The sequence below is a fragment of the Pseudoxanthomonas sp. USHLN014 genome (genome assembly GCF_037153335.1).
GTDB classification, from domain to species: Bacteria; Pseudomonadota; Gammaproteobacteria; order Xanthomonadales; family Xanthomonadaceae; genus Pseudoxanthomonas_A; species Pseudoxanthomonas_A winnipegensis.
Genome location: NZ_JBBCKO010000001.1, coordinates 111,994 through 134,490, shown reverse-complemented (window position 1 = coordinate 134,490; position 22,497 = coordinate 111,994). Strand labels below are relative to the sequence as shown.

Genomic DNA, 22,497 nt, shown 5'->3' with positions numbered 1-22,497 from the left:
TCGAATCGATCAGTAGTCGTAGCGGACCGTGAAACGGAGCGACCGCGGCGTCTGGTAGTTCACATCGTTGAGGTAGTTCGGGCTGATCACGTCGCGCGAGGCTTCCTTGAACTCGTTGTACTCGGTGACCTTGCCGTTGTTGAACACGTTGAACACGTCGATCTTGAACTTCAGCTTGTTGTCCGCCCACGACGGCACATAGGCGGCCGACATGTCCAGCGTCCAGGACCACGGCGTGCGACCGGCGTCGCCGCGCTGGCGCAATTCGCGCGTGCCATCGTCGTTGAGGCAGTAGAAGCTCGACCCGCTGTAGGCGTTGAGCGTGCCGGCGTCGGGCTGGGCGATGCCTTCCAGCGGGATGTAACCCTGGCAGTTGACCGGACGGCCGGATTGCACGATCAGATTACCGCCGAACTGCCACTCCGGGGTCAGCGAATACACGCCGAACACCTTCAACGTATGGCGGCGATCGTTGGGCAGGAAGCCGTAGCTGCCGTCCATGAACAGCCTGTGGTCGAAGTCCTGGGTCAGGCCAGGATCGCCCTGCTCCAGCGTCGAGTTGACGTAGCCTTCGATGTTGCCCTTGCTCTTGGCGTAGGTGTAGGAACCCTGCAGGTTGAGCTTCTCGCCGGTGCGCTCGAAGAACAGCTCCAGACCGCTGTACTTGCGCTTGTACTTGGGCAGGCCCAGGTAGGACGCCGGCAGCGTGGCCAGTTCGACTTCGCCGTCGCCGTTGAGATCGACGTTGATGGTCACGTCGTCGCCCGGGTTCAGGAAGTAGCAGTTGGGCACCGAGGTGTAGTCGAAATCGTCGTAGCCGTTGTCGGCGGCCCAGTCGATCCACGGGTTGGTCGTGCAGGTGTCGTCCATACCGGACTTCACCTCGCGATAGGTCAGGCGCGTGCCGACCATCCAGGCGTCGGTCAGCTGCACCTGCGCGCCCAGGATGACTTCGTCCTGGTACATCGGGGTCAGGCTGGTCGAGGCGACGGAGGCCGGATTGGGCGCCTCGCGCGAACCGTTGACCTGGGTCGGGCCGATCTGGGCACCCTGGCCGACGGGCCGGCCGTCGGCTTCGTTCCAGCCGTTGACGTAGTACCAGTTGAATTCGGTGTACTCAGAGCCGGTGGCGCGGATGCTCGAATTGCTGGCGACGGGGATGTAGTAACGACCGGCGGTACCGAAGAACTTCAGGCTGGCGTCGCCCACCACGTCCCAGGAGAAGCCCAGACGCGGCGCGATCTTGTAGTCGGACTCGACCCAGGCGATGCCGTCGCCGTTCTCGTTCTCGAACTTCTCGCCACGCACACCCAACTGCACCATGAAGTTATCGGTGATCTGCCAGTTGTCTTCCAGGTAGATCGCGCTGTTGACGTTCTCGTAGCTGGCGCTGCTGGTCTCACGCACGCGCGAGCGGGCATAGACCGCGCCACGCGGGACGAGCTGGCCATTGACGGTGCGGCCCGGCTGCCCGGCGTAGGCGCCGGTCGCGACCGCGTTGCCGGGCACGGTGTAGTACGCCCAGTTGATGCCGCCGGCATAGGTGGTGCCGCGGTGGCTGGAGTCGTACTTTTCCTGGTCCACGCCGAAACGCAGCTTGTGATCGCCCAGGATCCACTCCGCGTCGACGCGGTAGGCCTTGCGCACATCCTCGTCCGGCGCCACATCCGGGTCGGCGATCGTGCTGATCGTGCCCGGATTGCAACCGATGTAGCGGTCGACGACGCTGGTGGTCAGGCCGAAGCTGTAGGCCCAGGGGCACTCGCTGCCAGGCGGGTTGGCGGGCAGGCGCGAGTCGATCAGGTTGCTGAGGTAGCCGTACTGGGCCGACAGGGTGAAGTTGTCGGTGACATAGCCGGTGTACTTCAGGATACCCAGCTTGCCGCCGTTCTCGATCTCGTACTGCTCGATCGGCGCCTCGTGGCGACCGACGTTGTAGCGGTTCTCGCCGTCGGCGGTGAGGTTGTAATCGTAGGTGTGGTACTTGGTCTTGCGCTTGTTGTAGAGCCCGGTGAACTCCAGCAGGTTGTTGTCGGTGATGTACCAGTCCAGCTTCAGGAAGCCCTGCGGGGTGGTATCGCTGGTCTTGCGGCTGTTCAACGAGTAGTAGTCGTCGGTCTGGTTGTCACGCCCTTCGGCCAGGGCGAAGAAGAACAGCCGATCCTTGATGATCGGGCCGCTCGCGTAGGCCGAATAGATCAGGCTGCTCGAGGTGTTGTCGCTGCGATACTGGTAGAGCGGATCGGCGGCATCCGGATCGCGCTCCCAGACGTCCTTGCCCGAGGCCTTGCCCCACTCCGGCTCCCACTCGACGCTGCCGCCGAAGTGCCAGTCGTTGGAGCCGGACTTGGTCACGATGCTCACGATGCCACCCAGCGAGCGGCCGTACTCGGCGCTGTAGCCGCCGGTCTTGACCTGCTGCTGCGCGATGGCCTGGAACGGCATGCGCGCGAAGGACAGCATGTTGCGCATGTTGGTGACGTCGAAGCCGTTGATGTAGTAGCCGTTCTCGGCGACCGAGGAGCCGCCGAACGAGGCAAGGTTGCCGAAGCCGGTATCGCCGCGCACGGTGCCCGGCGCGAGCAGCGCGACGGAGGTCACGTCGCTGGACACCGGCAGCGCGGCGATCTGGTCGGCGGTGAAGACCGAGGTCGACTCGACCGAGGACACGTCGATGGGGTTGTAGGCACGCGCGCCGACCACGGTCACCGAGTCCAGCGTGGTGGCGTCGCCACCGAAGGTCACCTGCGAACCGCTACCGACCTTGACCACGACATCGCGCGTCTGGCCATCGGCCGTGATCGCGTAGTTGCCCGGCGGCAGCTGGCTGAAGGTGAAACGGCCCGAGCCGTCGGCGACGATGGAGCGGGTAAAGCCCGTCTGCGGGCTCTGGATGGTGATGGTGCTGCCCGGCTGACTGCTGCCGAAGATCGAACCCACGGCGCTCTGCGCCTGCACGCCGCCGGCCACGCACATGCCCAGCGCCACGCTGAGCGCGCTGCGCCGGATGTTGCTGGACAGCCTTCCACGAACTCCACGAGTTGCCATATCTCTCTCTCAGATAAGTGCGACGCAGGCCGGTGGCGGCCCCGCCAGAAGTAGTCCCCTCCGCCGATGGCGCGCACCGGATGTGTCGATACGTGACAGAGTCGTACACGTCGCGACTTGGCGCCATCAGTGGCTTAACGGAAGGTTGACCCGAGATTAACTCGCGTTTTATTTGTCGCAAGCTGACAAAAATTACAAGTGCGTAAAAGTTCGCTTCTGCGTGATGAACGGGGGTTGCGGACCCGTTGTCCTGCCTACGCACACGGACGACACGACCATCGGATGACTTTGTTGTCACACACGACACATCACGACCAAGAGCGACCGGCTCCCCCACCACACGCCGCAGTACGGTATAAGGGCGCAAGACCACATCCCTGGGAGGGGAGCGATGCACAAGACGATCCTGATGTTGTCCCTGGCCGTGCTGGCCGGCGCCGCGTCCAGCGCGATGGCGGCCGACGGGGCGGTGGGACGCTGGAAGACCATCGACGACAACACCGGCGAAGTGAAATCCATCGTCGAGATCAGCGAGGCGGCCAACGGCAGCCTGACCGGCAAGGTCGTGGAGATCCTCAAGTCGGACAAGGGCCCCAACCCGGTCTGCGACGGCTGCTCGGGCGAGCGCAAGAACAAGCCGATCAAGGGCATGACCATCCTGTGGGACCTCAAGCCCGATGGCGCCAACGAGTGGGCCGGCGGCACCATCCTCGATCCGGCCAACGGCAAGACCTACAAGTCCAAGATGGAGCTGCAGCCGGGCGGCAAGAAGCTCGACGTCTCCGGCTGCATCGCCTTCATCTGCCGCGCGCAGACCTGGCTGCGCGAGTAGCGCCAGTCGCGCCTCCGCCAACACCCGACCAGCCCGGCATCGCGCCGGGCTTTTTTTGTGGCCCTTCTCCAGCATGCAGGGACGGGGCCTGTCAGCGACTTGCCTGCCGTATCGATGCGCACACGTCGCGCGCTCGCCTCGATCCACTCGGTGCGGGTTCTCGGGTAAATCAGCCATCCATCACTGGCTTGTCGCTGCAGCCCCGTGGGCCGCTCTCGGTAGCCCCAGCCGAGTTGGGCACTTCGACAGTTGGATCAGAACTTCGTTCGACCCGGAATCGAATAGCGTGACGAGCGAGGCAGAAAGCCGAGCGCCCGAATCAGGGCAGGATGCCCTGATCGAGGGACAAGCGGACACCGCCCGCCGGACCGCTGCCCACCCGAAGCCACAACGCCCAAGACCACGTTCCCTGGATCGGGAGAAGACCCTTTCCAGGAGTCCAAAGCCCAACCGGACGGCCATGCGATAATCGCCGACCCCTCTGGTCCGCCATCGCCATGACCCGCACCGCGCTCGTCTCCAACGCCCTGCCCTACGCCAACGGCCCCCTGCACCTGGGCCACCTGGTGGGCTACATCCAGGCCGACATCTGGGTGCGGGCGCGGCGCATGCGCGGCGACAACGTATTCTACGTCTGCGCCGACGACACCCATGGCACGCCGATCATGCTGGCGGCCGAGAAGGCCGGGGTCACGCCCGAGGCCTTCATCGCCAACATCCAGGCCAGCCACGAGCGCGACTTCGCCGCCTTCGGCGTGGCCTTCGACCACTATGACTCGACCAACAGCGACGCCAACCGCGCGCTGACGGAGCAGTTCTACGTGGCGTTGGAACAGGCCGGCCACATCAGCCGGCGCAACGTCGCCCAGTTCTACGACCCGGCCAAGGGCATGTTCCTGCCGGACCGCTACATCAAGGGCATCTGCCCCAACTGCGGCAGCCCGGACCAGTATGGCGACAACTGCGAGGTCTGCGGCGCCACGTACTCGCCGACCGACCTGAAGGAACCCAAGTCGGTGATCTCCGGCGCCACGCCGGAGCTGCGCGACTCGGAGCATTTCTTCTTTGAGGTCGGCCACTTCGACGGCTTCCTGCGCGAGTGGCTGGCCGGCGATGTCGCCCTGCCCGGCGTCAAAGCCAAGCTGCGCGAATGGCTGGATGCCGAAGGCGGCCTGCGCGCGTGGGACATCTCGCGCGATGCGCCCTACTTCGGCTTCCAGATCCCCGGCCAGCCGGGCAAGTACTTCTACGTCTGGCTGGACGCGCCGATCGGCTACCTGTCCAGCTTCCAGAACCTGTGTGCGCGCCTGGGCGAGGACTTCGCGCCGCACCTGGCCGCCGGCACCCAGACCGAGCTGCACCACTTCATCGGCAAGGACATCGTCAACTTCCACGGCCTGTTCTGGCCGGCGGTGCTGCACGGTACCGGCCATCGCGCGCCCACGCGCCTGCACGTCAACGGCTACCTGACCGTCGATGGCGCCAAGATGTCCAAGTCGCGCGGCACCTTCATCATGGCGCGCACCTACCTGGACGTCGGCCTGGAGCCGGAGGCGCTGCGCTACTACTTCGCGGCCAAGTCCTCCGGCGGCGTGGACGACCTGGACCTCAACCTGGGCGACTTCGTCGCGCGGGTCAACGCGGACCTGGTCGGCAAGTTCGTCAACCTGGCCAGCCGCTGCGCCGGCTTCATCAACAAGCGCTTCGAGGGCCGGCTGGCCGATGCGCTGCCGGACGCGGCGCAGTACCAGCGCTTCGTCGAGGCGCTGGGTCCGGTGCGCGAGGCCTACGAGCGCAACGACCCGGCCGCGGCGATCCGTCAGGTGATGGCGCTGGCCGACGAAGCCAACAAGTACGTCGACGAGACCAAGCCCTGGGTCATCGCCAAGCAGGAGGGCGCCGATGCCCAGCTGCAGTCGGTCTGCACGCAGGGGCTGAACCTGTTCCGCGTGCTGGCCGCCGGCCTCAAGCCGGTGCTGCCGCGCACCGCGGCCGAGGCCGAGGCCTTCCTGTCCGCGCCGGTGCTGGGCTGGGAGGAACTGGCCCAGCCGCTGACCGCGCACGTCATCCAGCCCTACACCCCACTGTTCACCCGAATCGACCCCAAGCGCATCGACGCCATGACCGACGCCTCCAAGGACACCCTGGCCGCCGCACCCGCCGCACCCGCCGCGACCAAGCCCGCGCCCGCCAAAACCGAAACGAAGGCGCCCACGACTCCCGAATCCCCACTCCCCAATCCCGGCCTCATCAGCATCGACGACTTCGCCAAGCTCGACCTGCGCATCGGCAAGGTGACCGCCTGCGCGTTCGTCGAAGGCTCGGACAAGCTGCTGCGCTTCGAACTCGATGCCGGCGAACTGGGCACCCGGCAGATCTTCTCCGGCATCCGCGCCAGCTACGGCGAGCCGGACCAGCTGGTCGGCCGCAGCGTGGTGTTCATCGCCAACCTGGCGCCGCGCAAGATGCGCTTCGGCGTCAGCGAGGGAATGATCCTGTCGGCCGGCTTCGACGGCGGCGCGCTGGCGCTGCTGGATGCCGACGCGGGCGCGCAGCCCGGCATGCCGGTGCGCTGACCGCCACACTGCGGCACGTTCCTTCACATCTCGGCCGGGCGCGAACCGCGTACAGTCGGCCGAGCACATCGCGCCCCGCGTCCATGTCCCCAGCGCCTCCGACTCCCGACGCCAGCCCGCGCTCCCGACGCGCCCTGACCGGGCTGAACTTCTTCGTCGCCGATGTGCAGGACGGGCTTGGCCCGTTCCTGGGCGTCCAACTGCAGTCGCTCGGCTGGCAGGCCGGCGCCATCGGTCTGGCGATGACCGCCGGCGGCATCGCCGGCCTGCTCGGCACCGTCCCGGCCGGTGCGCTGGTGGACGCGACCCGGCGCAAGCGCGCGGTCGTGGCGCTCGCCTGCCTGCTCACGGTGGCGAGCAGTTGCCTGGTGCTGGCCTCGCACGCCTTCCCCGTGGTGGTCGCCTCGCAGGTGGCCAGCGGCCTGTGCGGAGCGATCATCGGCCCGGCGCTGACCGGGCTGACGCTGGGCCTGGTGCGGCAGGCCGGGTTCGAGCGGCAGATGGCGCGCAACCAGGTGGCGAATCATGCCGGCAACGTCGTGGCGGCCGCCGCGGCCGGCTATCTGGGCTGGAAGTTCGGGCTGGTGGCGGTGTTCGCGCTGCTGGGCGGCTTTGCCCTGCTGGCCACCGCCAGCCTGTGGCGGATCGACCCGCGCCAGATCGACCACCAGGCCGCGCGCGGCAGCGAGCCGGGCAGCGACACGGCGCCGCCCGCGCAGGCGGTGCGCTGGCGCGATCTGCTGCGGCAGCGTCCGCTGCTGTTGCTGGGCATGGCGCTGCTGTTCTTCCACCTGGGCAATGCCGCCATGCTGCCGCTGTACGGCCAGGCGGCGGTGGCCACGCATGCGGCCAATCCGGCGGTGTTCACCGCCGCCACGGTGATCATCGCGCAGCTGGTGATGGTGCTGGCCGCGCTGGCGGCGATGCGGCTGCTGCCACGCTATGGGCATTGGTGGGTGTTGCTGTTGACCTTTGTCGCCCTGCCGCTGCGTGGACTGGTCGCGGCCGGCACGCTGGGCTCGCTCTGGGGCGTGCTGCCGGTGCAGGCGCTGGACGGCATCGGCGCCGGCCTGCAGAGCGTGGCGGTGCCGGCCACGGTCGCCAGCCTGATGCACGGCACCGGGCGCACCAACGCCGCGCAGGGCCTGGTGATGACGTTGCAGGGCGTGGGCGCCTCGCTCAGCCCGGCGCTGGGCGGCTGGATCGCGCAGCACTGGAGCTATCGCATCGCATTCCTCGCACTCGGCAGCGTGGCCGTGCTGTCCCTGGTCCCCTGGCTGCTGCACGGCCGGCGGGCCGCTGTGCGAGACGCGATCGCATGACGCCCTGGCTGGTGTGGGCCACGACCGCGGCGACAGTGGTGTGCGTGGTGACGCGCCCGGGGCGCCTGCCCGAATGGGTCTACGCCGTGGCCGGCGCGCTGGTCGTGGCGCTGTCCGGCGCCCTGCCCTGGGCGGGCGTGGGCCATGCAGTGGGCGAAGGCCTGGACGTGTATCTGTTCCTGGCCGGCATGCTGCTGCTGTCCGAGCTGGCGCGCCGCGAAGGCCTGTTCGACTGGGTCGCACAGCTGGCCGCGCAGCATGCGCGCGGCTCGGGGCGGCGCCTGTTCGCGCTAGTGTTCGCCACCGGCGTGGTGGTGACCACCTTCCTGTCCAACGATGCCACCGCCGTGGTGCTGACCCCGGCGGTGATCGCGGTGGCGCGCAAGGCGCGCGCGCCGATGCTGCCGCTGCTGTTTGCCTGCGCCTTCGTCGCCAATGCGGCCAGCTTCGTGCTGCCGATCTCCAACCCGGCCAACCTGGTGATGTTCGGCACGCATATGCCGCCCTTGCCGCAGTGGCTGGCGCGGTTCGGGCTGCCGTCGCTGGCAGCCATCTTGCTGACCTATGCGGTGCTGGCCTGGAGCCAGCGACGCGCGCTGGCCGGCGCGGTGTCCGCCGAAGTGCCGATGACGCCGATCAACGCCCATGCCCGGCTGACGCTGTTCGCCCTGGCCGCGACCGCGCTGGTGCTGATGCTGGCCTCGTGGCAGGACTGGTCGCTGGGCTGGCCGACGGCGGTGATGGCGGCGCTGGCCGTGCTGGCCGTCTCGCTGCGCGGACGCAGCGCGCCGTGGCCGGTGCTGGCCGGCGTGAACTGGGGCGTGCTGCCGCTGGTGGCCGGGCTGTTCGTGCTGGTCGAGGCGCTGCGCCAGACCGGCCTGGTCGCGACCCTGGCAGGCCTGCTGCGCGACCAGCTGCAGGCCGGCACGGTTCAGGCCACCTGGGTGGTGGCCGCCGCCACGACGGTGGCGGGCAACGTCGCCAACAACCTGCCGGTGGGGCTGCTGACCAGCGCCACGCTGGCCCAGGCCGCGCCACCGGAAGTGGTGCGCGATGCCGCGCTGATCGGGGTGGACCTGGGGCCCAACATCGCCGTCAGCGGTTCGCTGGCGACGCTGCTGTGGCTGTCGATCCTGCGCCGCGAGGGCGAGCACGTCGGCTTCTTCCAGTTCCTGCGCCTGGGCCTGGTGGTGACCCTGCCCGCCCTGGCCGCGGCGATCGCGCTGCGGCTGGCGCTGGGCTGAAGGCGACGACCGGGCCATCCGATGCAGCTGGCGCTGTTCGACTTCGACCACACGCTGACCACGCGGGACACCTATGCCGGGTTCCTGCGCCGCATCGCCACGCCCGAGCAGTTGGCGCGGGCGCGCTGGAACATCGCGCCGTGGCTGCTGGCATACCGAGCGCGGCTGGTGTCGGCCGGCGCGCTGCGGGCGCGCGTGACCCGGATCGCGTTCGAAGGACGGCCGCATGACGAGGTGCTGGCAGCCGGCGAACACTACGCGCGCGACGTCCTGCCCGGCGTGCTGCGGGCGGACATGTATCAGCGCTTCGACCAGCACCTGGCGCGTGGGCATACCGTGGTCGTGGTCTCCGCCTCGCTCGATGCTTACCTGCGCCCGTGGTGCCAGGCCCAGGGCGTGGCGCTGATCTGCAATGCGCTCGAGCACGTCGACGGCCGCTGCACCGGCCGCTATGCCGGGCGCGACGTGGGCCGGCACAAGGTGGCGCGCATCACGGCCGAGTACGATATGGCCAGCTTCGAACGCATCCACGCCTACGGCGACAGCGGCGAAGACAAGCCGATGCTCGCCCTGGCCCACGCACGCTGGTACCGCGGCCGGCCCTGCTCCTGACCGATCCGCACACCCCCGCGCAGCCCAACCGCCACGCATGACCGATCTTTCCCCTTCCCTCATCGAACGCCTCGACCGCCTGCTGCCGCAGACCCAGTGCGGGCAGTGCGGGTTCGACGGCTGTCGCCCCTACGCGCAGGCGATGGCGCGCGGCGAGGCCGGGGTCGAGCGCTGCCCACCCGGCGGCGATGCAGGTGCGCGGGCACTGGCGCAGGTGCTGGGCGTGCCGGCGCAGCCGTTCGATCGCAGCCGCGGTGCGCATCTGCCGCCGCGCGTGGCGCTGATCGTCGAGGCCGACTGCATCGGCTGCACCAAGTGCATCCAGGCCTGTCCGGTCGATGCAATCGTCGGCGGAGCCAAGTTCATGCATACCGTGCTGGAGGACCTGTGCACCGGCTGCGCGCTGTGCGTGCCGCCGTGTCCGGTGGACTGCATCGTGATGGAGCCGGCGGCTTAAAGCCGCACGCCTAACCCGTCAGGGCTGCCTCAGTGCGCGGCGCACGCGCTGCAGACGCGCTCCACCGCATAGCCCTTGGCGCGCAGTTTCTCGACCACGCCGTCGGGCCCGAGCAGGTGCAGCGCGCCGACCACCACCAGCGTGTCGTCTCCGCCCGGGCCCTGCAGACGCGCCTCGAGCTTGGGCAGCCAGGCGTCGTTGCGCGCCACGTTGATGCGCTGGTACAGCGCGGGGTACTCGCGCTTCATGTCCGCGGCCAGTCCGTCGCGCAGCGTCTGCACGTCGCCGGCGCGCCAGGCGGCATGCAGGCGCTGGGCTTCGCGCTCGCCGGTGGCACCGGCATCGTCGAGGGTCTCGGCCAGGTACTGGCGCTGCTCCTCGGCGCTCATGCCATCGAGCATGGCGACCTGATCCTGCCCGCGCTCCAGCCCGCTGACCGGCTTGCCGGCCTGGCGGGCCAGCTGGATGAAGTGCAGGTCCAGGCCCAGCTGCGGGTCCAGTCCCTGCGCGGTCATTTCCTGCACGCTGAGGGTGGTCGCCACCAGCCACGGTTCCAGATGCGCGAACAGGTCGATAGGCAGGTTGTGCGCCCGCGCATAGGCCTGCAGCTTCGCCCAGGTCTTGGCATCGATGCGCTGCTGCAGGGTCTGCCCGGCGGGCAGCTGCGCGGCGGCCAGCATCGCCTGACCCAGCGCCGGCGATTGCAGCTCATCGCCGGAGAGTTCCAGCACCACTTGCTCGGCATCGGCGAAGGCCGCATCGACGTCCGGCGAGAGCGGATAGTCCTGCGCTGTGAGCAGATGGAACGAGCCCAGCAGGTAAAGCGTGTGCTCGCCCTTGCTGACCTTCCACAGCAGCGGCACGGGCGGCGCGGCCCAGGCCGGTGCGGCCACGACCAGCAGCAGCGCGGCCAGCAGGAGGCGGCGCAGCGCCGACATCAGTGCGTGCCGCCGCCGACCGGCCCGGTGTACATCTTCTCGCCAGCATCGACCAGCAGATCCAGCCGGTTCTCCGCCGGCGGCAGCGGACAGGTCGCATAGACGGTGAACACGCAGGGCGGATTGTAGGCGCGGTTGAAGTCCACCACCACGCGGCCCTGCGCGTCGGGCGCGTCGGTGTCGATGAAGCGGCCGGCCGGATACGAGCCATGCCCGCTGGTGCGGTCGGCCAGCACCAGGAACAGCCCGCCGTTGTCGCCTTCCATCGCGGTGAGCGCGTAGCGCTTGCCGTCGCGTTCGAACTCCACCTTGCCCGGGCTGGGCGCGGCGATGGTGTTGCCGACCATGTCGGCATAGGTCAGCGTGGCGCCGGCCGGACCCGGCACGAACCTGCCCTCGATGCGCCAGGCCGGATCGGGCGTCCAGTACTCGAGCTCGGTGAAGCCCACGCGCGCCGGCGCGTTGGCGCTCTTGAAGCGCAGACCGTAACGCGGGCCACGGTGGATCAGGGTCATCCGGTCGGCGCCGTCGTCGAAGCCGATCACCGTCGCCGGCCCGGACTGGTCGTCGACCAGGCGGATGCGCCCTTTCAGCGGCTGGCCGTCGGCGGTCACCGCCACGCCACGCTCGGGGGTGAAGAACACCTTGTCGCCGTCCACCTGGACCAGGCCCAGCTTGGGCGGACCGACTTCCAGCTTGATGCCGCTGGCCTCGCTGCGGCCGATGTAATGCGCCTTGAGCGTGAGCCAGTGCAGCCCGACCAGGCTGGTCCAGCCGTCGGGCGCCAGCAGCGCCTGACGGCGCTCGGTGCGCCAGATCGCGTTGTCGGCGAGGAAGGTGGTGTCCGAGGTCACCGCCGGACCGGCCTGCGGCGCCCCCGCGCGGTCGCTGCAGGCCGTCAGCAGCGACGCCAGCGCCAGACACCCGAAAAACGCCCCGGTCTTGCCCATCGACTGCCTCAACGCCCGCGCAGGAACCATTTGTCGATCTCGGCCAGATTGAAATGCGCCCAGGTCGGGCGTCCGTGGTTGCACTGCCCCGAGCGCTCGGTGATCTCCATGTCGCGCAGCAGAGCGTTCATTTCCGGGATCGTGAGCCGGCGGTTGGCGCGGACCGCGCCGTGGCAGGCCATGGTCGACAGCAGCTCGTCGCGCGCGGCGGCCACGCGCCGGCTCTGGCCGTGTTCGCGCAGGTCGGCCAGCACGTCGCGCAGCAGCGCGCCGGGTTCGGCATGGGCCAGCAGGGCCGGCACGCTGCGCACGCTCAGGCTCTGCGGGCCGCTGCGGGTCACATCGAATCCCAGCTCGGTCAGGGTGGCGGCCTCGCGCTCGGCCACGTCGGCCTCGCGCTCGGCCACCGCCAGCGTCATCGGCACCAGCAGCGGCTGGGCGGTCAGGCCGATGCCGTCGTGCGCGGTCTTCAGGCGCTCATAGCCGATGCGCTCGTGCGCGGCGTGCATGTCCACCACGATCAGGCCGTCGGCGTTCTCGGCCAGGATGTAGATGCCGTGCAGCTGGGCGATGGCATAGCCCAGCGGAGGAATGACATCCTGCGCGTCGTTGGCGGGCAGCGGCATGGCCGGGCTTGGCTGCGGACTGCGGATCGACGGGCTGCTGTACAGCGCCGCATAGGCCCCCGGCGCATCGGCCACGCGCAGCCCCAGCGGCGACTGCTGCGCGCCGGTCCACTGCAGGTGCTGCGGCACCTGCCCCGCTGCCAGCCCGGGGGCGCCGTAGGCGGCCTGCGCCATCGGCATCGGCACGGCGGCCATCTCGCCGGCACCGTCGGCGGCCACGCCCGCGCGCGTGCCGGCCAGCGCCTCCTGCAGGGTGCGGAAGACGAAGTCATGGATCATCCGCGATTCGCGGAAGCGCACCTCGTGCTTGGCCGGATGCACGTTGACGTCCACCCGCGCCGGATCCAGCTCCAGGAACAGCACGTAGGCCGGCTGGCGGCCGTGATACATCACGTCCTGGTAGGCGAGCTTCACCGCATGGGCGATGTTGCGGTCGCGCACGGCGCGGCCGTTGACGTAGAGGTATTGCTGGTCGGCGCTGGCGCGCGAATACGCCGGCTGCGCGATCCAGCCGTGCAGGCGCAGGCCGGCGCCGCTGTGATCGATGCGCAGCGCGTGCCGGGCGAATTCCTCGCCCAGCGTCTCGTGCAGGCGCAGGCTGGGCTCCAGCTGACCGCCGCCCTTGTAGCGGCGCGACGGCCGGCCGTTGTGCGACACGCGCAGCTCCACGTCCGGGCGCGCCAGCGCCAGCGAACGCAGCCACTCCTCGATGTGACCCAACTCGGTACGCTCGGCGCGCAGGAACTTGCGCCGCGCCGGCACGTTGTAGAACAGCTCGCGCACCTCGACCGTGGTGCCCTGCGCATGCTGGCGCGGCGTGACCTCGCCCACGCGCCCGCCGTCCACCTGCAGGCAGGCGCCGTGCGCATCGTGCGCGCGCCGCGAGCTGAGGCTGAAGCGGCTGACCGAGGCGATCGAGGGCAGCGCCTCGCCGCGGAAACCGAGCGTGGCCACGGTCTCCAGATCGTCCAGCGAGGCGATCTTGCTGGTGGCATGGCGCGAGACGGCCAGCGGCAGCTCCTCCGGCGCGATGCCACCGCCGTCGTCGCGGATGCGGATCAGGCGGATGCCGCCCTCCTCCAGGTCGATGTCCACCCGCTGCGCGCCGGCGTCCAGCGCGTTCTCGACCAGTTCCTTGACGACCGAGGCAGGCCGTTCGACCACCTCGCCGGCGGCGATCTGGTTGATCAGGGTGTCAGGAAGCTGGCGAATGGGCACGGGCGAGGAATGAGCGCGAAAGAAGTGAGGAGTGCGGAAAGGCAGAAGCAAATCCGCGGTCAGTCTAAATCACCGAGCCGCGCTTGCTTTGCCCACGCCTCACTGCGCCCCACTCACTCCCGGCTCAAGGCGCCCCGCCGCCCGAACTGCCGCCCGCAGCGGCCTGCGCGCGCGCGGCGAACAGCGTGCCCGGCGGCGGCTCGCGGCTGAAATAGGTCTCCACGCCCTGCAGGATCGCGCCGGCGATCTGGGCCTGGAAGGCCGGATCGGTCAGCTGCTTCTCTTCGGTGTAGTTGGAGATGAAGGCGGTCTCCACCAGCATCGCCGGCATGTCCGAGGTGCGCAGCACGGCGAAGTTGGCCTTTTCCAGCGTGGCCTTGTGCGCGTTGCCCACGTCCTTCAGCCCGGCCAGCACGTGGCCGGCGGCGTTCTCGGAGGCCTTCATGTGGCCGCTCTGGGCCAGGTCGATCAGGACCGAGCCGAGCGTACTGTCCACGGTCTGCAGCTTGACGCCGCCGATCAGGTCTGAGGCGTTTTCCTTGTCGGCCAGCCAGCGCGCGCGCTGCGAGGTCGCGCCCTTGAGCGAGAGCACATAGACCGACGAGCCGCTGGCGCTGCGGTTCTCGGCGGCGTCGGCGTGGATGGAAATGAACATGTCCGCATGCGCCGCGCGCGCCTTGACCGCGCGCTGGTTGAGCGGGATGAAGTAATCGCCGTCGCGGGTCAGGTAGGACTTCAGGCCCGGCGTGGCGTCGATCTGCCTGGCCAGCTGGCGGGCGATGGCCAGGGTGACGTTCTTCTCATACTTGCCGGTCGGGCCGATAGCGCCGGAGTCCTGGCCGCCGTGGCCAGCATCGATGGCGATCACCAGCGGACGCATGCCGGCGCGCATGGCCAGCTTGGGCTGCGGCAGCACCGTGGCCGGGGCGTCGGCGACGACGGACTTGGGTTCGACCGGCGCGGGGCGACCGGTGGCGATGGTCACGCCGGGCGCGATGGTCTCCGGCACGTTCGTCGCGGCCGGCGTGGGCACCACGACGCCGGGCACGGGCTGGCCGGCCAGGATCGCCGCCGGCGACAGCGTGCTGGACGCCGGCGTGACGGGCGCCTGCTGCTGCGGCGAAGGCGCCGACGGGGCGGGCGTGGTCACGGGCGCCTGGACGACGGGCGCCGGGGTGGCGGGCATCGGGCGCGTGGCCTGGGCGACCAGCGCGGAGGTGGCCTGCGCGGCGGCGACGCTGGCCGGCACGGCGGCCGCCGTCGCGCTGGGCGTGGGCGCGGGAGCACTGGCGGTCGCCGGGCCGTCGCCGGGCCACTCGATCACCAGCCGCGACAGCGCGCCGGCGCCTTCCATGTGCGGATTGACGGCCGTGATCGGCCCGGCCAGGTCGAACACCACGCGGAACGTCCCCGGCACCGGCTGCCCGGTGCGCACGGCGGTGACCACGCCACTGGGCGCGGGCAGCTTGAGGGATTTCAGCGCGGTGGAGGCCGGCAGGTCGACGACCAGGCGGTTGGGATTGGTCAGGGAAATGGTCTTGTAGCTGCCCGCGCCCTGCAGCTGGATCTCGGCGCGGGTGCCGGTCGGGCCGTTGACCAGGTCGATGGCGCGCACTTCGCCGGCATGGGCAACAGGCATGACGCTGGCCAGAAGCGCGGCGCCCCCCCATGCGATCGCAAATGCGGTCATCCCCTTCGGCATGCGGCGATTCAAGCACTGCCCAAGCGTAAAGGCAACCCCTTTTCCCTTAATAATCCGTGACCTGCCGAAACTTTCTCGCCTCGCCCGGCATAAGTCGCCCCTAACTGACGATTTCCGCCAGACGGGCCAGCCAGGCCTGCCCGGTCTCGGTCCCCGCTACCAGGCGCGCGTCCCGGCCCTGGCCCGAGATCTCCAGGAAGATCTCCAGGTCCGCGCGCGGCAGCCCGCCGCGGCCCTTTTCCGGCCATTCGATCAGCCACAGCGTGGCCACGGCCTCGTCCAGGCCGAGGAAATCCAGCTCGCCGGCATCGCCCAGCCGATACAGGTCCAGGTGCCAGGCCTCGCCGCCGTCGACGGGGTAACGCTCGATCAGCGTGTAGGTGGGGCTGCGCACCGAACCGGTCACGCCCAGCCCGCGCAGCAGCGCGCGCGCCAGGGTGGACTTGCCGGCGCCCAGGTCGCCATGCAGATGCACGGCCGCCTGAAGCGGCCTGGTGGACGCCAGCGCGCTACCCAACCGCGCGGTGTCCTCGACCTGCGCCAGGTGCAGCCGCATCAGCCGGCCACCTGCGGATTGGCCAGCGTCGGCAGGCAGTCGAACAGATCGCTGGCCAGCAGGCCGCGCTGGCCGCGGCGCGCGGCCGCCGCATCGCCGGCCAGCCCGTGCAGCAGCGCACCCGCGCTGGCCGCGGCGAACGCATCCAGCCGTTGCCCGCGCAGCCCGGCGATCACGCCGGTGAGCACATCGCCCATGCCACCGGTGGCCATGCCCGGATTGCCGGTGGTGATCACGCGCGGCAACTGGCCGTCCTGCGCGATCAGCGTGCCCGCGCCCTTGAGCACGACCGTGGCCTGCCAGCGTGCCGCCAGCTCGGCCGCCGCGCCGAACCGGTCGGCCTGGATCTCGGCGGTCGAACGCCCGAGCAGGCGCCCGGCTTCGCCCGGATGCGGGGTCAGGATGGCGTCGCCCAGCGCGCGCGGCTGCTGTGCGATCAGATTGAGCGCGTCGGCGTCGAGCACCAGCGGCTTGCCGGCTTCCAGCGCCAGCCGCAGCAGCGCGCGGCCCCAGCCGCCCTGGCCCAGCCCGGGGCCGATGGCGATGACGTCGGCCGCCTCGAGCAGCGGCTGCAGATCGCTGCCGGATTCCACCGCGTGCACCATCGCCTCCGGGCGCCGCGTCAGCAGCGCGCCGACATGCGCCTGGCGCGTGGCCACCGTGACCAGGCCCGCACCGCTGCGCAGCGCGGCCTCGGTGGTCATCATGATCGAACCGCCGTGGCCCAGATCGCCGCCGATGCACAGCACGCGGCCGTTCTCGCCCTTGTGCGTGTCCAGGCGGCGCGGCTTGAGCCAGGTCGCCAGATGCTCGGCCTGCAGCAGTTGCGCCTTGGGGGCGGTCATGCGCAGCAATTCGTCAGGGACCTCGAGCGGATCGAGCAGCAGTTCGCCGGCATGTTCGAGCCCGGCGCCGGTGTGCAGGCCGTGGTGGCGCACGATGAACTGCAGCGTGCGCCGCGCGCGCACCGCCGCGCCCGGCGCGGTCCCCTGCCCCGTATCGATGCCGCTGGGCACATCGAGCGCGAACACCGGCGCCGGCTGCGCATTGATCGCCTCGATCAGCGCCTGCGCCTGGCCTTCCGGCGCGCGCGCCAGGCCGATGCCGAACAGCGCATCGACCACCACGTCGGCCGGCGGGAACTGCTCGGGGAACAGGGCCACCTGTCCACCGGCGGCGATGTAATCGGTACATGCGCGCTGGGCCAAGTCGGTGCGCGGCGTGTGGTCTTCCAGATGCAGCACCACCACCTGCCGTCGCGCGCGCAGCGCGCACAGGGCCAGCACGTAGCCGTCGCCGCCGTTGTTGCCCGGCCCGCACACCACCGTGATGCGCTCGGCGCGGGGCCAGTCGCGTTCCAGCACCCGCCACGCGCCCTGCCCCGCCTGCTGCATCAGTGCGAACGCGCCGCCTGCCAGGCGCGCGCTGGCTTGCTGGTCCAGGGCACGTGCCGCGGCGGTGCCGAACAAGGGGAGAAGGGCCGTCATGGCGCGCGATTCTATACTTGCGTCCATGACTGCTTCGTCTGCGACATCGCCCGATCCGCACGCGCTGGCCGCGCGGATCCGTGCGCTGGCGCGCGCGGCCGGTTTCCAGCGCTGCGGCATCGCCGGCATCGAGCTGGGCCAGGACGAAGACCACCTGCGCAGCTGGCTGGCCGAAGGCCTGTACGGCTCGATGGACTGGATGGCGCGGCACGGCCAGCTGCGCGCGCGGCCCGCCGAGCTGATTCCCGGCACCCTGCGCGTGATCTCGGTCGGCCTGGACTACGGGCGCAACGACAGCGACGACGCGTGGACCACGCTGGGCGATGGCACGCGCGCCTATGTGGCGCGCTACGCACTGGGGCGCGACTACCACAAGCTCATGCGCAACCGCCTGCAGAAGCTGGCGCTGAAGCTGCAGGAGGAAGTGGGCGCGTTCGGCCATCGCGTCTTCGTCGATTCGGCACCGGTGCTCGAGCGCGCGCTGGCGCGCAACGCCGGGCTGGGCTGGATCGGCAAGCACACCTGTCTGATCGACAAGCAGGGCGGCTCGTGGTTCTTCCTCGGCGAGATCTATGTCGACATCCCGCTGCCCATCGACGCACCGGCCAGCGCGCACTGCGGCACCTGCGTGCGCTGCATCGAGGTCTGCCCCACCCAGGCCATCGTCGCCCCGCACCGGCTCGATGCGCGGCGCTGCATCGCCTATCTGACCATCGAGCACGACGGCGCGATTCCGATCGAACTACGCAAGCCAATCGGCAACCGCATCTTCGGCTGCGACGACTGCCAGCTGGTCTGCCCCTGGAACAAGTTCGCCAAGCGCACCGACGAGCCGGACTTCCGTGCGCGCAACGACCTGGATACGGCCACGCTGCCGCAGCTGTTCGCCTGGGACGAGGACGAATTCCTGCGCCGCACCGAGGGCTCGGCGATCCGCCGCAGCGGCTACGAGCGCTGGCTGCGCAACATCGCCGTGGCGTTAGGCAATGCGCCGACCACGCCGGAGATCCTCGACGCCCTGGCCTCGCGCCGCGACGCGCCTTCCGCGCTGGTGCGCGAGCATGTCGGCTGGGCCTTGGCGCAGCACGGCGCCTGAAGGCGTCGGAAGCCGGTAGAGCGGAGCTTGCTCCGCTGCTCTTCGAACAAGCCGCATTGTGTAGAGCGGAGCTCGCTCCGCTGCTCTTCGGACAGCGCACATGTAAAGCCTCAGCGGAGCAAGCTCCGCTCTACATATGCGCAAAAACCCACCTTAGCTTTTCAGCGCGTGCGGATCTGCTCCAGCAGCGCCTGGGTGACCGGATCGTCGGCCTGGGCCTGGCCCTTGAGCGCCGGCAGCAGGCCGTTGGCCAGCTGCTTGCCCAGCTCGACGCCGAACTGGTCGAAGGCGTTGATGCCCCAGGCCAGCGACTGCGCGTACACGCTGTGCTCGTACATGGCGATCAGCGCGCCCAGCGACTGCGGGGTGAGCGCGTCGAGCAGGATCATCGTGCTCGGCCGGCCGCCGGCGTAACTGCGGTGCGGGTCGTCGCTGGACTGGCCGTTGGCCAGCGCCTCGGACTGCGCCAGCAGATTGGACAGCAGCGCGATGTGGTTCTCGGCGTAGGGGTCGTCGTTGTGGATGGTGCCGACGAAATCCAGCGGCACGATCTGCGTGCCCTGGTGCAGCGCCTGGAAGAAGCTGTGCTGCACATCGGTGCCCGCCCCGCCCCACCACACCGGCACGGTCTCGCAGTCCACCGGCGTGCCGTTGATGCGCACCGACTTGCCCAGGCTCTCCATCACCAGCTGCTGCAGATAGTTGGGCAGCAGCGCCAGGCGCTGGTCGTAGGTCATCACGCCGTGCGCGGCGTGGCCGAGCACGTTGCGGTTCCAGATGGCGGTCAGCGCGTGGCGGATGGCCAGGTTGGACTCGGCCGGGGTCTCCAGCACGTGCTGGTCCATCAGCGCGGCACCGTCGAGCAGCGCGCAGAAGTTGTCGAAGCCGATCGCCAGGGCGATCGGGAAGCCCACCGCCGACCATAGCGAGTACCGCCCGCCCACCCAGTCCCACATCGGCAGCACGCGCGCATCGGGGATGTCGAAGGTCTTGGCGGCGCGCTCGGGATTGGCGCTGACCGCGTACAGGCGCTCGCTGCCGCCCAGCCAGTCGGCCAGGATCTTGCCGTTGAGCAGCGTCTCCTGGGTGCCGAAGGTCTTGGAGATCAGGATCGCGGCGGTGGTCGCCGGGTTCAGGCCGGCCAGCACGCGCTGCGCCGCGGCGCCGTCGACGTTGGACAGGAAGTGCACGCGCAACTTCGGCTGCAGCGGGCGCAGCGCATCGGAGACGTGGCGCGGCCCCAGGTCCGAGCCGCCGATGCCGACGCTGACGATGTCAGTGACCTCGCTGGCCTCCAGCTCGGCCACCAGCTTGCCCATGCGCTCGCGCACGCCGGCCGCCTCGGCATAGGCGTCCTGGGCGACCTTGGCGTCGGTCAGGTTGCTGCGCAGCGCGGTGTGCAGGGCCGAGCGGCCCTCGGTCGGGTTGACGATCTCGCCGCGGAACAGGCGCTGGTAGGCCGCCTTGAGATCGAGGTCCGAGGCCAGCGCATGCAGCGCGTCCAGCGCCTGGCGGTCGTAGCCCTGGCGGGCGAAGCTGGCGTACACCGGCCCGACCCGCAGCGCCAGCTCCGACGCGCGGGCAGGATCCTGTTCCAGCAAGGCCGGCGCGCGGGTGCCGCGCAGGCGGTTGGCGTGGGACTGCAACGCGTCGAAGTTCGTCATCAGGCGGCCTGCTTGGGAATCGATTGGTTGGTGTGGGTGATGCGGTTCTGCCCGTCCACGTAGATCAGCGTGGGCTTGAACGCGTCGGCCTCGGCTTCGGACATGCTCGCAAAGGCGGCGATGATGATGATGTCGCCCACCTGCACATGGCGCGCGGCGCCGCCATTGAGCGAGATGATGCCGCTGCCTTCGTCGGCGCGCAGGGCATAGGTGCTGAAGCGCGCACCGTTGGTGACGTCCCAGATGTGCACCTGCTCGAACTCGCGGATGCCGCTGGCGTCGAGCAGGTCGCCGTCGATGGCGATCGAGCCTTCGTAGTTCAGCTCGGAATGGGTGACGGTGGCGCGGTGGATCTTGGTCTTGAGCAGGCTCAGGTGCATCGGCGTAGGACAGCGACAGGAAAGCAGGCCGGCGAGTCTAGCAGCGCACGGCGTGTCCGATCGGCCAACCTGCGCGACTTTCAGAATTCCAGGTTGTCGATCAGCCGGGTGGTACCCAGGCGGGCGGCGATCAGCGCCACCTTGGGGCCCGTCTCGCCGTCGACCGGCTCGGACAGGTCCGGGCGGCGCACCACGGTGTAGTCCACCACGTAGCCGACCTGCGCCAGGCGCGTCGCGGCGGCCTGTTCGACCTGGGCGCGCGGGGCGCCGGCGGTCAGGTCGTCGCGCATCTGCAGCAGGGTGCGGCGGATCTCGGCCGCGATGGGGCGCTGCTCGTCGGAGAGGTACTGGTTGCGCGAGCTCATCGCCAGGCCGTCGGCCTCGCGCACGATGCTGCCGCCCAGGATCTCCACCGGGAAGGCCAGGTCGGTGACCATCTGCCGGATCACCGCCAGCTGCTGGTAGTCCTTCTTGCCGAAGGCGGCCAGGTCCGGGGTGACCTGGTTGAACAGGCGGCTGACCACCGTGCACACGCCGTCGAAGTGGCCGGGCCGGCACTCGCCTTCCAGCACCCCGCTGACGCCGGGCACGTGAACCTTGGCGGCCAGCTCGATGCCGAACGGATACATCGACTCGACCGTGGGCAGCCACAGCACGTCGCAGCCAGCGCCTTCCAGCCCGGTGGTGTCCGCATCGGGCGTGCGCGGATAGCGCGTGTAGTCCTCGTTGGGGCCGAACTGGGTCGGGTTGACGAACACGCTGGACACCACGCGGTCGGCGTACTGGCGCGCCAGCATCACCAGCGAATAGTGTCCGGCGTGCAGGTTGCCCATGGTCGGCACGAAGCCCACCTTCAGGCCCTGGCGCTTCCAGCCGGCCACGCGTGCGCGCAGTGCGTCGAGTTCAGTGATGGTTTCGATCATGTGCGCCCTACCCGCGCGTCGGAGTCGATGGGGTCAGACGTGCGTCAGTACGCATGGGCGGCATCGGGAAATTGGCCTTCGCGCACGGCGTCGGCATAGGCGCGCACCGCGCCGGCGATCGAGCCGCCCTGCTCCAGGAAGTCCTTGACGAACTTCGGCCGGCGGTGGCCCATCTCCAGGCCCAGCAGGTCGTGCAGCACCAGCACCTGGCCGTCGCACTGCGCGCCGGCGCCGATGCCGATGGTCGGGATGTCCACCGCCGCGGTGATGCGCGCGGCCAGCGTGGAGGGCACGCATTCGAGCACCAGCAGGCTGGCGCCGGCCTGGGCCACCGCGATGGCGTCGGCCAGCAGCTTCTCGGCCGCGGCGTCCTCGCGCCCCTGCACCTTGTAGCCGCCGAAGGACAGCACCGACTGCGGCGTCAGCCCCAGGTGCGAGCACACGGGGATATCGCGCTCGCTCAGGAAGGCGATGACCTCCAGCTTGTGGCCGGCGCCCTCCAGCTTGACCATCTCCGCGCCGGCCTGCAGCAGGCGCGTCGCCGCCTCGAGCGCGCGCTCTGGCGTGGCGTCGGACTGGAAGGACAAATCGGACACCAGCAGCGCGCGCTGCAGCCCGCGGGCGACGATGCGCGTGTGGTAGACCATGTCCTCCACGGTCACCGGCAGGGTCGAGTCATGCCCCTGCACCACCATGCCCAGCGAGTCGCCAATCAGCACCAGGTCCACGCCCGCCGCGTCGAGCGTGCGGGCGAAACCGTAGTCGTAGCAGGTCAGCATCACCAGCTTCTGCCCGGCCTGCTTGGCCTGGCGCAGGGCGGGAACGGTCCAGGGCTTGCTGTCGGCATGCGTACTCATAGCCGATCA

General features: G+C 69.7%; 18 protein-coding genes. 7 read left to right on the top strand and 11 right to left on the bottom strand.

Going from position 1 to position 22,497, the window contains the following annotated elements; all coding sequences use genetic code 11:
* Positions 1–9: 9 nt before the first annotated feature.
* A complete protein-coding gene (locus WFQ05_RS00620; protein WP_337052209.1) occupies positions 10–3,048 on the bottom strand; it encodes a carboxypeptidase regulatory-like domain-containing protein in 3,039 nt (1,012 codons plus the stop codon).
* Between the two features lie 391 nt (positions 3,049–3,439).
* On the opposite strand from WFQ05_RS00620, the gene WFQ05_RS00615 reads away from it, so the two are divergent.
* The 6 genes from WFQ05_RS00615 to rnfB all read left to right on the top strand — a co-directional run bounded on the left by WFQ05_RS00615 (position 3,440) and on the right by rnfB (position 10,091).
* Positions 3,440–3,880, top strand: a complete 441-nt coding sequence (locus WFQ05_RS00615; protein ID WP_337052208.1) for a DUF2147 domain-containing protein — start codon at positions 3,440–3,442, stop codon at positions 3,878–3,880.
* A 497-nt stretch (positions 3,881–4,377) separates the two neighbouring features.
* The gene (gene metG, locus WFQ05_RS00610; protein ID WP_337052207.1) at positions 4,378–6,456 is read left to right on the top strand and encodes a methionine--tRNA ligase; all 2,079 of its coding nucleotides are present in this window, start codon (positions 4,378–4,380) and stop codon (positions 6,454–6,456) included.
* An 83-nt stretch (positions 6,457–6,539) separates the two neighbouring features.
* Positions 6,540–7,778 (top strand): MFS transporter, encoded by a 1,239-nt coding sequence (locus WFQ05_RS00605; RefSeq protein ID WP_337052206.1) that lies wholly within the window; start codon positions 6,540–6,542, stop codon positions 7,776–7,778.
* Entirely contained in the window at positions 7,775–9,022 is a 1,248-nt protein-coding gene (locus WFQ05_RS00600) for an arsenic transporter (RefSeq protein WP_337052205.1), read from the top strand. The genes WFQ05_RS00605 and WFQ05_RS00600 overlap by 4 nt, the downstream gene beginning before the upstream one ends.
* A 21-nt stretch (positions 9,023–9,043) precedes the next feature.
* Positions 9,044–9,634, top strand: coding sequence for an HAD-IB family hydrolase (locus tag WFQ05_RS00595; RefSeq protein ID WP_131660802.1), 591 nt, complete (start codon positions 9,044–9,046; stop codon positions 9,632–9,634).
* A 37-nt stretch (positions 9,635–9,671) separates the two neighbouring features.
* Positions 9,672–10,091 carry an Rnf electron transport complex subunit RnfB gene (gene rnfB / locus WFQ05_RS00590; RefSeq protein ID WP_130522192.1) on the top strand — a complete coding sequence of 140 codons (420 nt, stop codon included), beginning with the start codon at positions 9,672–9,674 and terminating at the stop codon, positions 10,089–10,091.
* Positions 10,092–10,120: 29 nt separating this feature from the next.
* Here rnfB and WFQ05_RS00585 read toward each other — a convergent pair whose 3' ends face one another.
* The 6 genes from WFQ05_RS00585 to WFQ05_RS00560 all read right to left on the bottom strand — a co-directional run bounded on the left by WFQ05_RS00585 (position 10,121) and on the right by WFQ05_RS00560 (position 17,568).
* Positions 10,121–11,029 carry a TraB/GumN family protein gene (locus tag WFQ05_RS00585; protein WP_130522191.1) on the bottom strand — a complete coding sequence of 303 codons (909 nt, stop codon included), beginning with the start codon at positions 11,027–11,029 and terminating at the stop codon, positions 10,121–10,123.
* A complete protein-coding gene (locus WFQ05_RS00580) occupies positions 11,029–11,979 on the bottom strand; it encodes a DUF1684 domain-containing protein (protein ID WP_337052204.1) in 951 nt (316 codons plus the stop codon). The genes WFQ05_RS00585 and WFQ05_RS00580 overlap by 1 nt, the downstream gene beginning before the upstream one ends.
* Positions 11,980–11,987: 8 nt before the next feature.
* Positions 11,988–13,823, bottom strand: coding sequence for a DNA mismatch repair endonuclease MutL (gene mutL / locus WFQ05_RS00575; RefSeq protein ID WP_337052203.1), 1,836 nt, complete (start codon positions 13,821–13,823; stop codon positions 11,988–11,990).
* A gap of 124 nt (positions 13,824–13,947) precedes the next feature.
* Entirely contained in the window at positions 13,948–15,513 is a 1,566-nt protein-coding gene (locus WFQ05_RS00570) for an N-acetylmuramoyl-L-alanine amidase (RefSeq protein ID WP_337052202.1), read from the bottom strand.
* A gap of 112 nt (positions 15,514–15,625) precedes the next feature.
* Entirely contained in the window at positions 15,626–16,084 is a 459-nt protein-coding gene (tsaE, locus tag WFQ05_RS00565) for a tRNA (adenosine(37)-N6)-threonylcarbamoyltransferase complex ATPase subunit type 1 TsaE (protein WP_337052731.1), read from the bottom strand.
* The gene (locus tag WFQ05_RS00560; RefSeq protein ID WP_337052201.1) at positions 16,081–17,568 is read right to left on the bottom strand and encodes an NAD(P)H-hydrate dehydratase; all 1,488 of its coding nucleotides are present in this window, start codon (positions 17,566–17,568) and stop codon (positions 16,081–16,083) included. Before WFQ05_RS00560 ends, tsaE begins: the two co-directional genes overlap by 4 nt.
* Before the next feature lie 25 nt (positions 17,569–17,593).
* Here WFQ05_RS00560 and queG point away from each other — a divergent pair, with 25 nt between their 5' ends.
* Positions 17,594–18,664 (top strand): tRNA epoxyqueuosine(34) reductase QueG, encoded by a 1,071-nt coding sequence (gene queG, locus WFQ05_RS00555; protein ID WP_337052200.1) that lies wholly within the window; start codon positions 17,594–17,596, stop codon positions 18,662–18,664.
* A gap of 161 nt (positions 18,665–18,825) precedes the next feature.
* On the opposite strand, the gene pgi is transcribed toward queG, so the two are convergent.
* The 4 genes from pgi to panB form a co-directional block, all read right to left on the bottom strand.
* Entirely contained in the window at positions 18,826–20,328 is a 1,503-nt protein-coding gene (pgi, locus tag WFQ05_RS00550; RefSeq protein WP_337052199.1) for a glucose-6-phosphate isomerase, read from the bottom strand.
* Entirely contained in the window at positions 20,328–20,708 is a 381-nt protein-coding gene (panD, locus tag WFQ05_RS00545) for an aspartate 1-decarboxylase (RefSeq protein ID WP_130518939.1), read from the bottom strand. Before panD ends, pgi begins: the two co-directional genes overlap by 1 nt.
* Before the next feature lie 80 nt (positions 20,709–20,788).
* Complete coding sequence (gene panC, locus WFQ05_RS00540; RefSeq protein ID WP_337052197.1) at positions 20,789–21,631, bottom strand: pantoate--beta-alanine ligase; 843 nt, start codon at positions 21,629–21,631, stop codon at positions 20,789–20,791.
* A 44-nt stretch (positions 21,632–21,675) separates the two neighbouring features.
* Positions 21,676–22,488, bottom strand: coding sequence for a 3-methyl-2-oxobutanoate hydroxymethyltransferase (gene panB, locus WFQ05_RS00535; protein ID WP_131660811.1), 813 nt, complete (start codon positions 22,486–22,488; stop codon positions 21,676–21,678).
* Between the last annotated feature and the right edge of the window lie 9 nt (positions 22,489–22,497).

Excerpts from the sequence above, each read along its gene's own strand:
- pgi (WP_337052199.1), bottom strand. The coding sequence starts at position 20,328 with ATGACGAACTTCGACGCGTTGCAGTCCCACGCCAACCGCCTGCGCGGC.
- panD (WP_130518939.1), bottom strand. The coding sequence starts at position 20,708 with ATGCACCTGAGCCTGCTCAAGACCAAGATCCACCGCGCCACCGTCACC.
- queG (WP_337052200.1), top strand. The coding sequence starts at position 17,594 with ATGACTGCTTCGTCTGCGACATCGCCCGATCCGCACGCGCTGGCCGCG.
- WFQ05_RS00560 (WP_337052201.1), bottom strand. The coding sequence starts at position 17,568 with ATGACGGCCCTTCTCCCCTTGTTCGGCACCGCCGCGGCACGTGCCCTG.
- WFQ05_RS00600 (WP_337052205.1), top strand. The coding sequence starts at position 7,775 with ATGACGCCCTGGCTGGTGTGGGCCACGACCGCGGCGACAGTGGTGTGC.
- panB (WP_131660811.1), bottom strand. The coding sequence starts at position 22,488 with ATGAGTACGCATGCCGACAGCAAGCCCTGGACCGTTCCCGCCCTGCGC.
- WFQ05_RS00585 (WP_130522191.1), bottom strand. The coding sequence starts at position 11,029 with ATGTCGGCGCTGCGCCGCCTCCTGCTGGCCGCGCTGCTGCTGGTCGTG.
- metG (WP_337052207.1), top strand. The coding sequence starts at position 4,378 with ATGACCCGCACCGCGCTCGTCTCCAACGCCCTGCCCTACGCCAACGGC.
- rnfB (WP_130522192.1), top strand. The coding sequence starts at position 9,672 with ATGACCGATCTTTCCCCTTCCCTCATCGAACGCCTCGACCGCCTGCTG.
- WFQ05_RS00615 (WP_337052208.1), top strand. The coding sequence starts at position 3,440 with ATGCACAAGACGATCCTGATGTTGTCCCTGGCCGTGCTGGCCGGCGCC.
- panC (WP_337052197.1), bottom strand. The coding sequence starts at position 21,631 with ATGATCGAAACCATCACTGAACTCGACGCACTGCGCGCACGCGTGGCC.
- WFQ05_RS00580 (WP_337052204.1), bottom strand. The coding sequence starts at position 11,979 with ATGGGCAAGACCGGGGCGTTTTTCGGGTGTCTGGCGCTGGCGTCGCTG.
- WFQ05_RS00605 (WP_337052206.1), top strand. The coding sequence starts at position 6,540 with ATGTCCCCAGCGCCTCCGACTCCCGACGCCAGCCCGCGCTCCCGACGC.
- WFQ05_RS00570 (WP_337052202.1), bottom strand. The coding sequence starts at position 15,513 with ATGACCGCATTTGCGATCGCATGGGGGGGCGCCGCGCTTCTGGCCAGC.
- WFQ05_RS00595 (WP_131660802.1), top strand. The coding sequence starts at position 9,044 with ATGCAGCTGGCGCTGTTCGACTTCGACCACACGCTGACCACGCGGGAC.
- WFQ05_RS00620 (WP_337052209.1), bottom strand. The coding sequence starts at position 3,048 with ATGGCAACTCGTGGAGTTCGTGGAAGGCTGTCCAGCAACATCCGGCGC.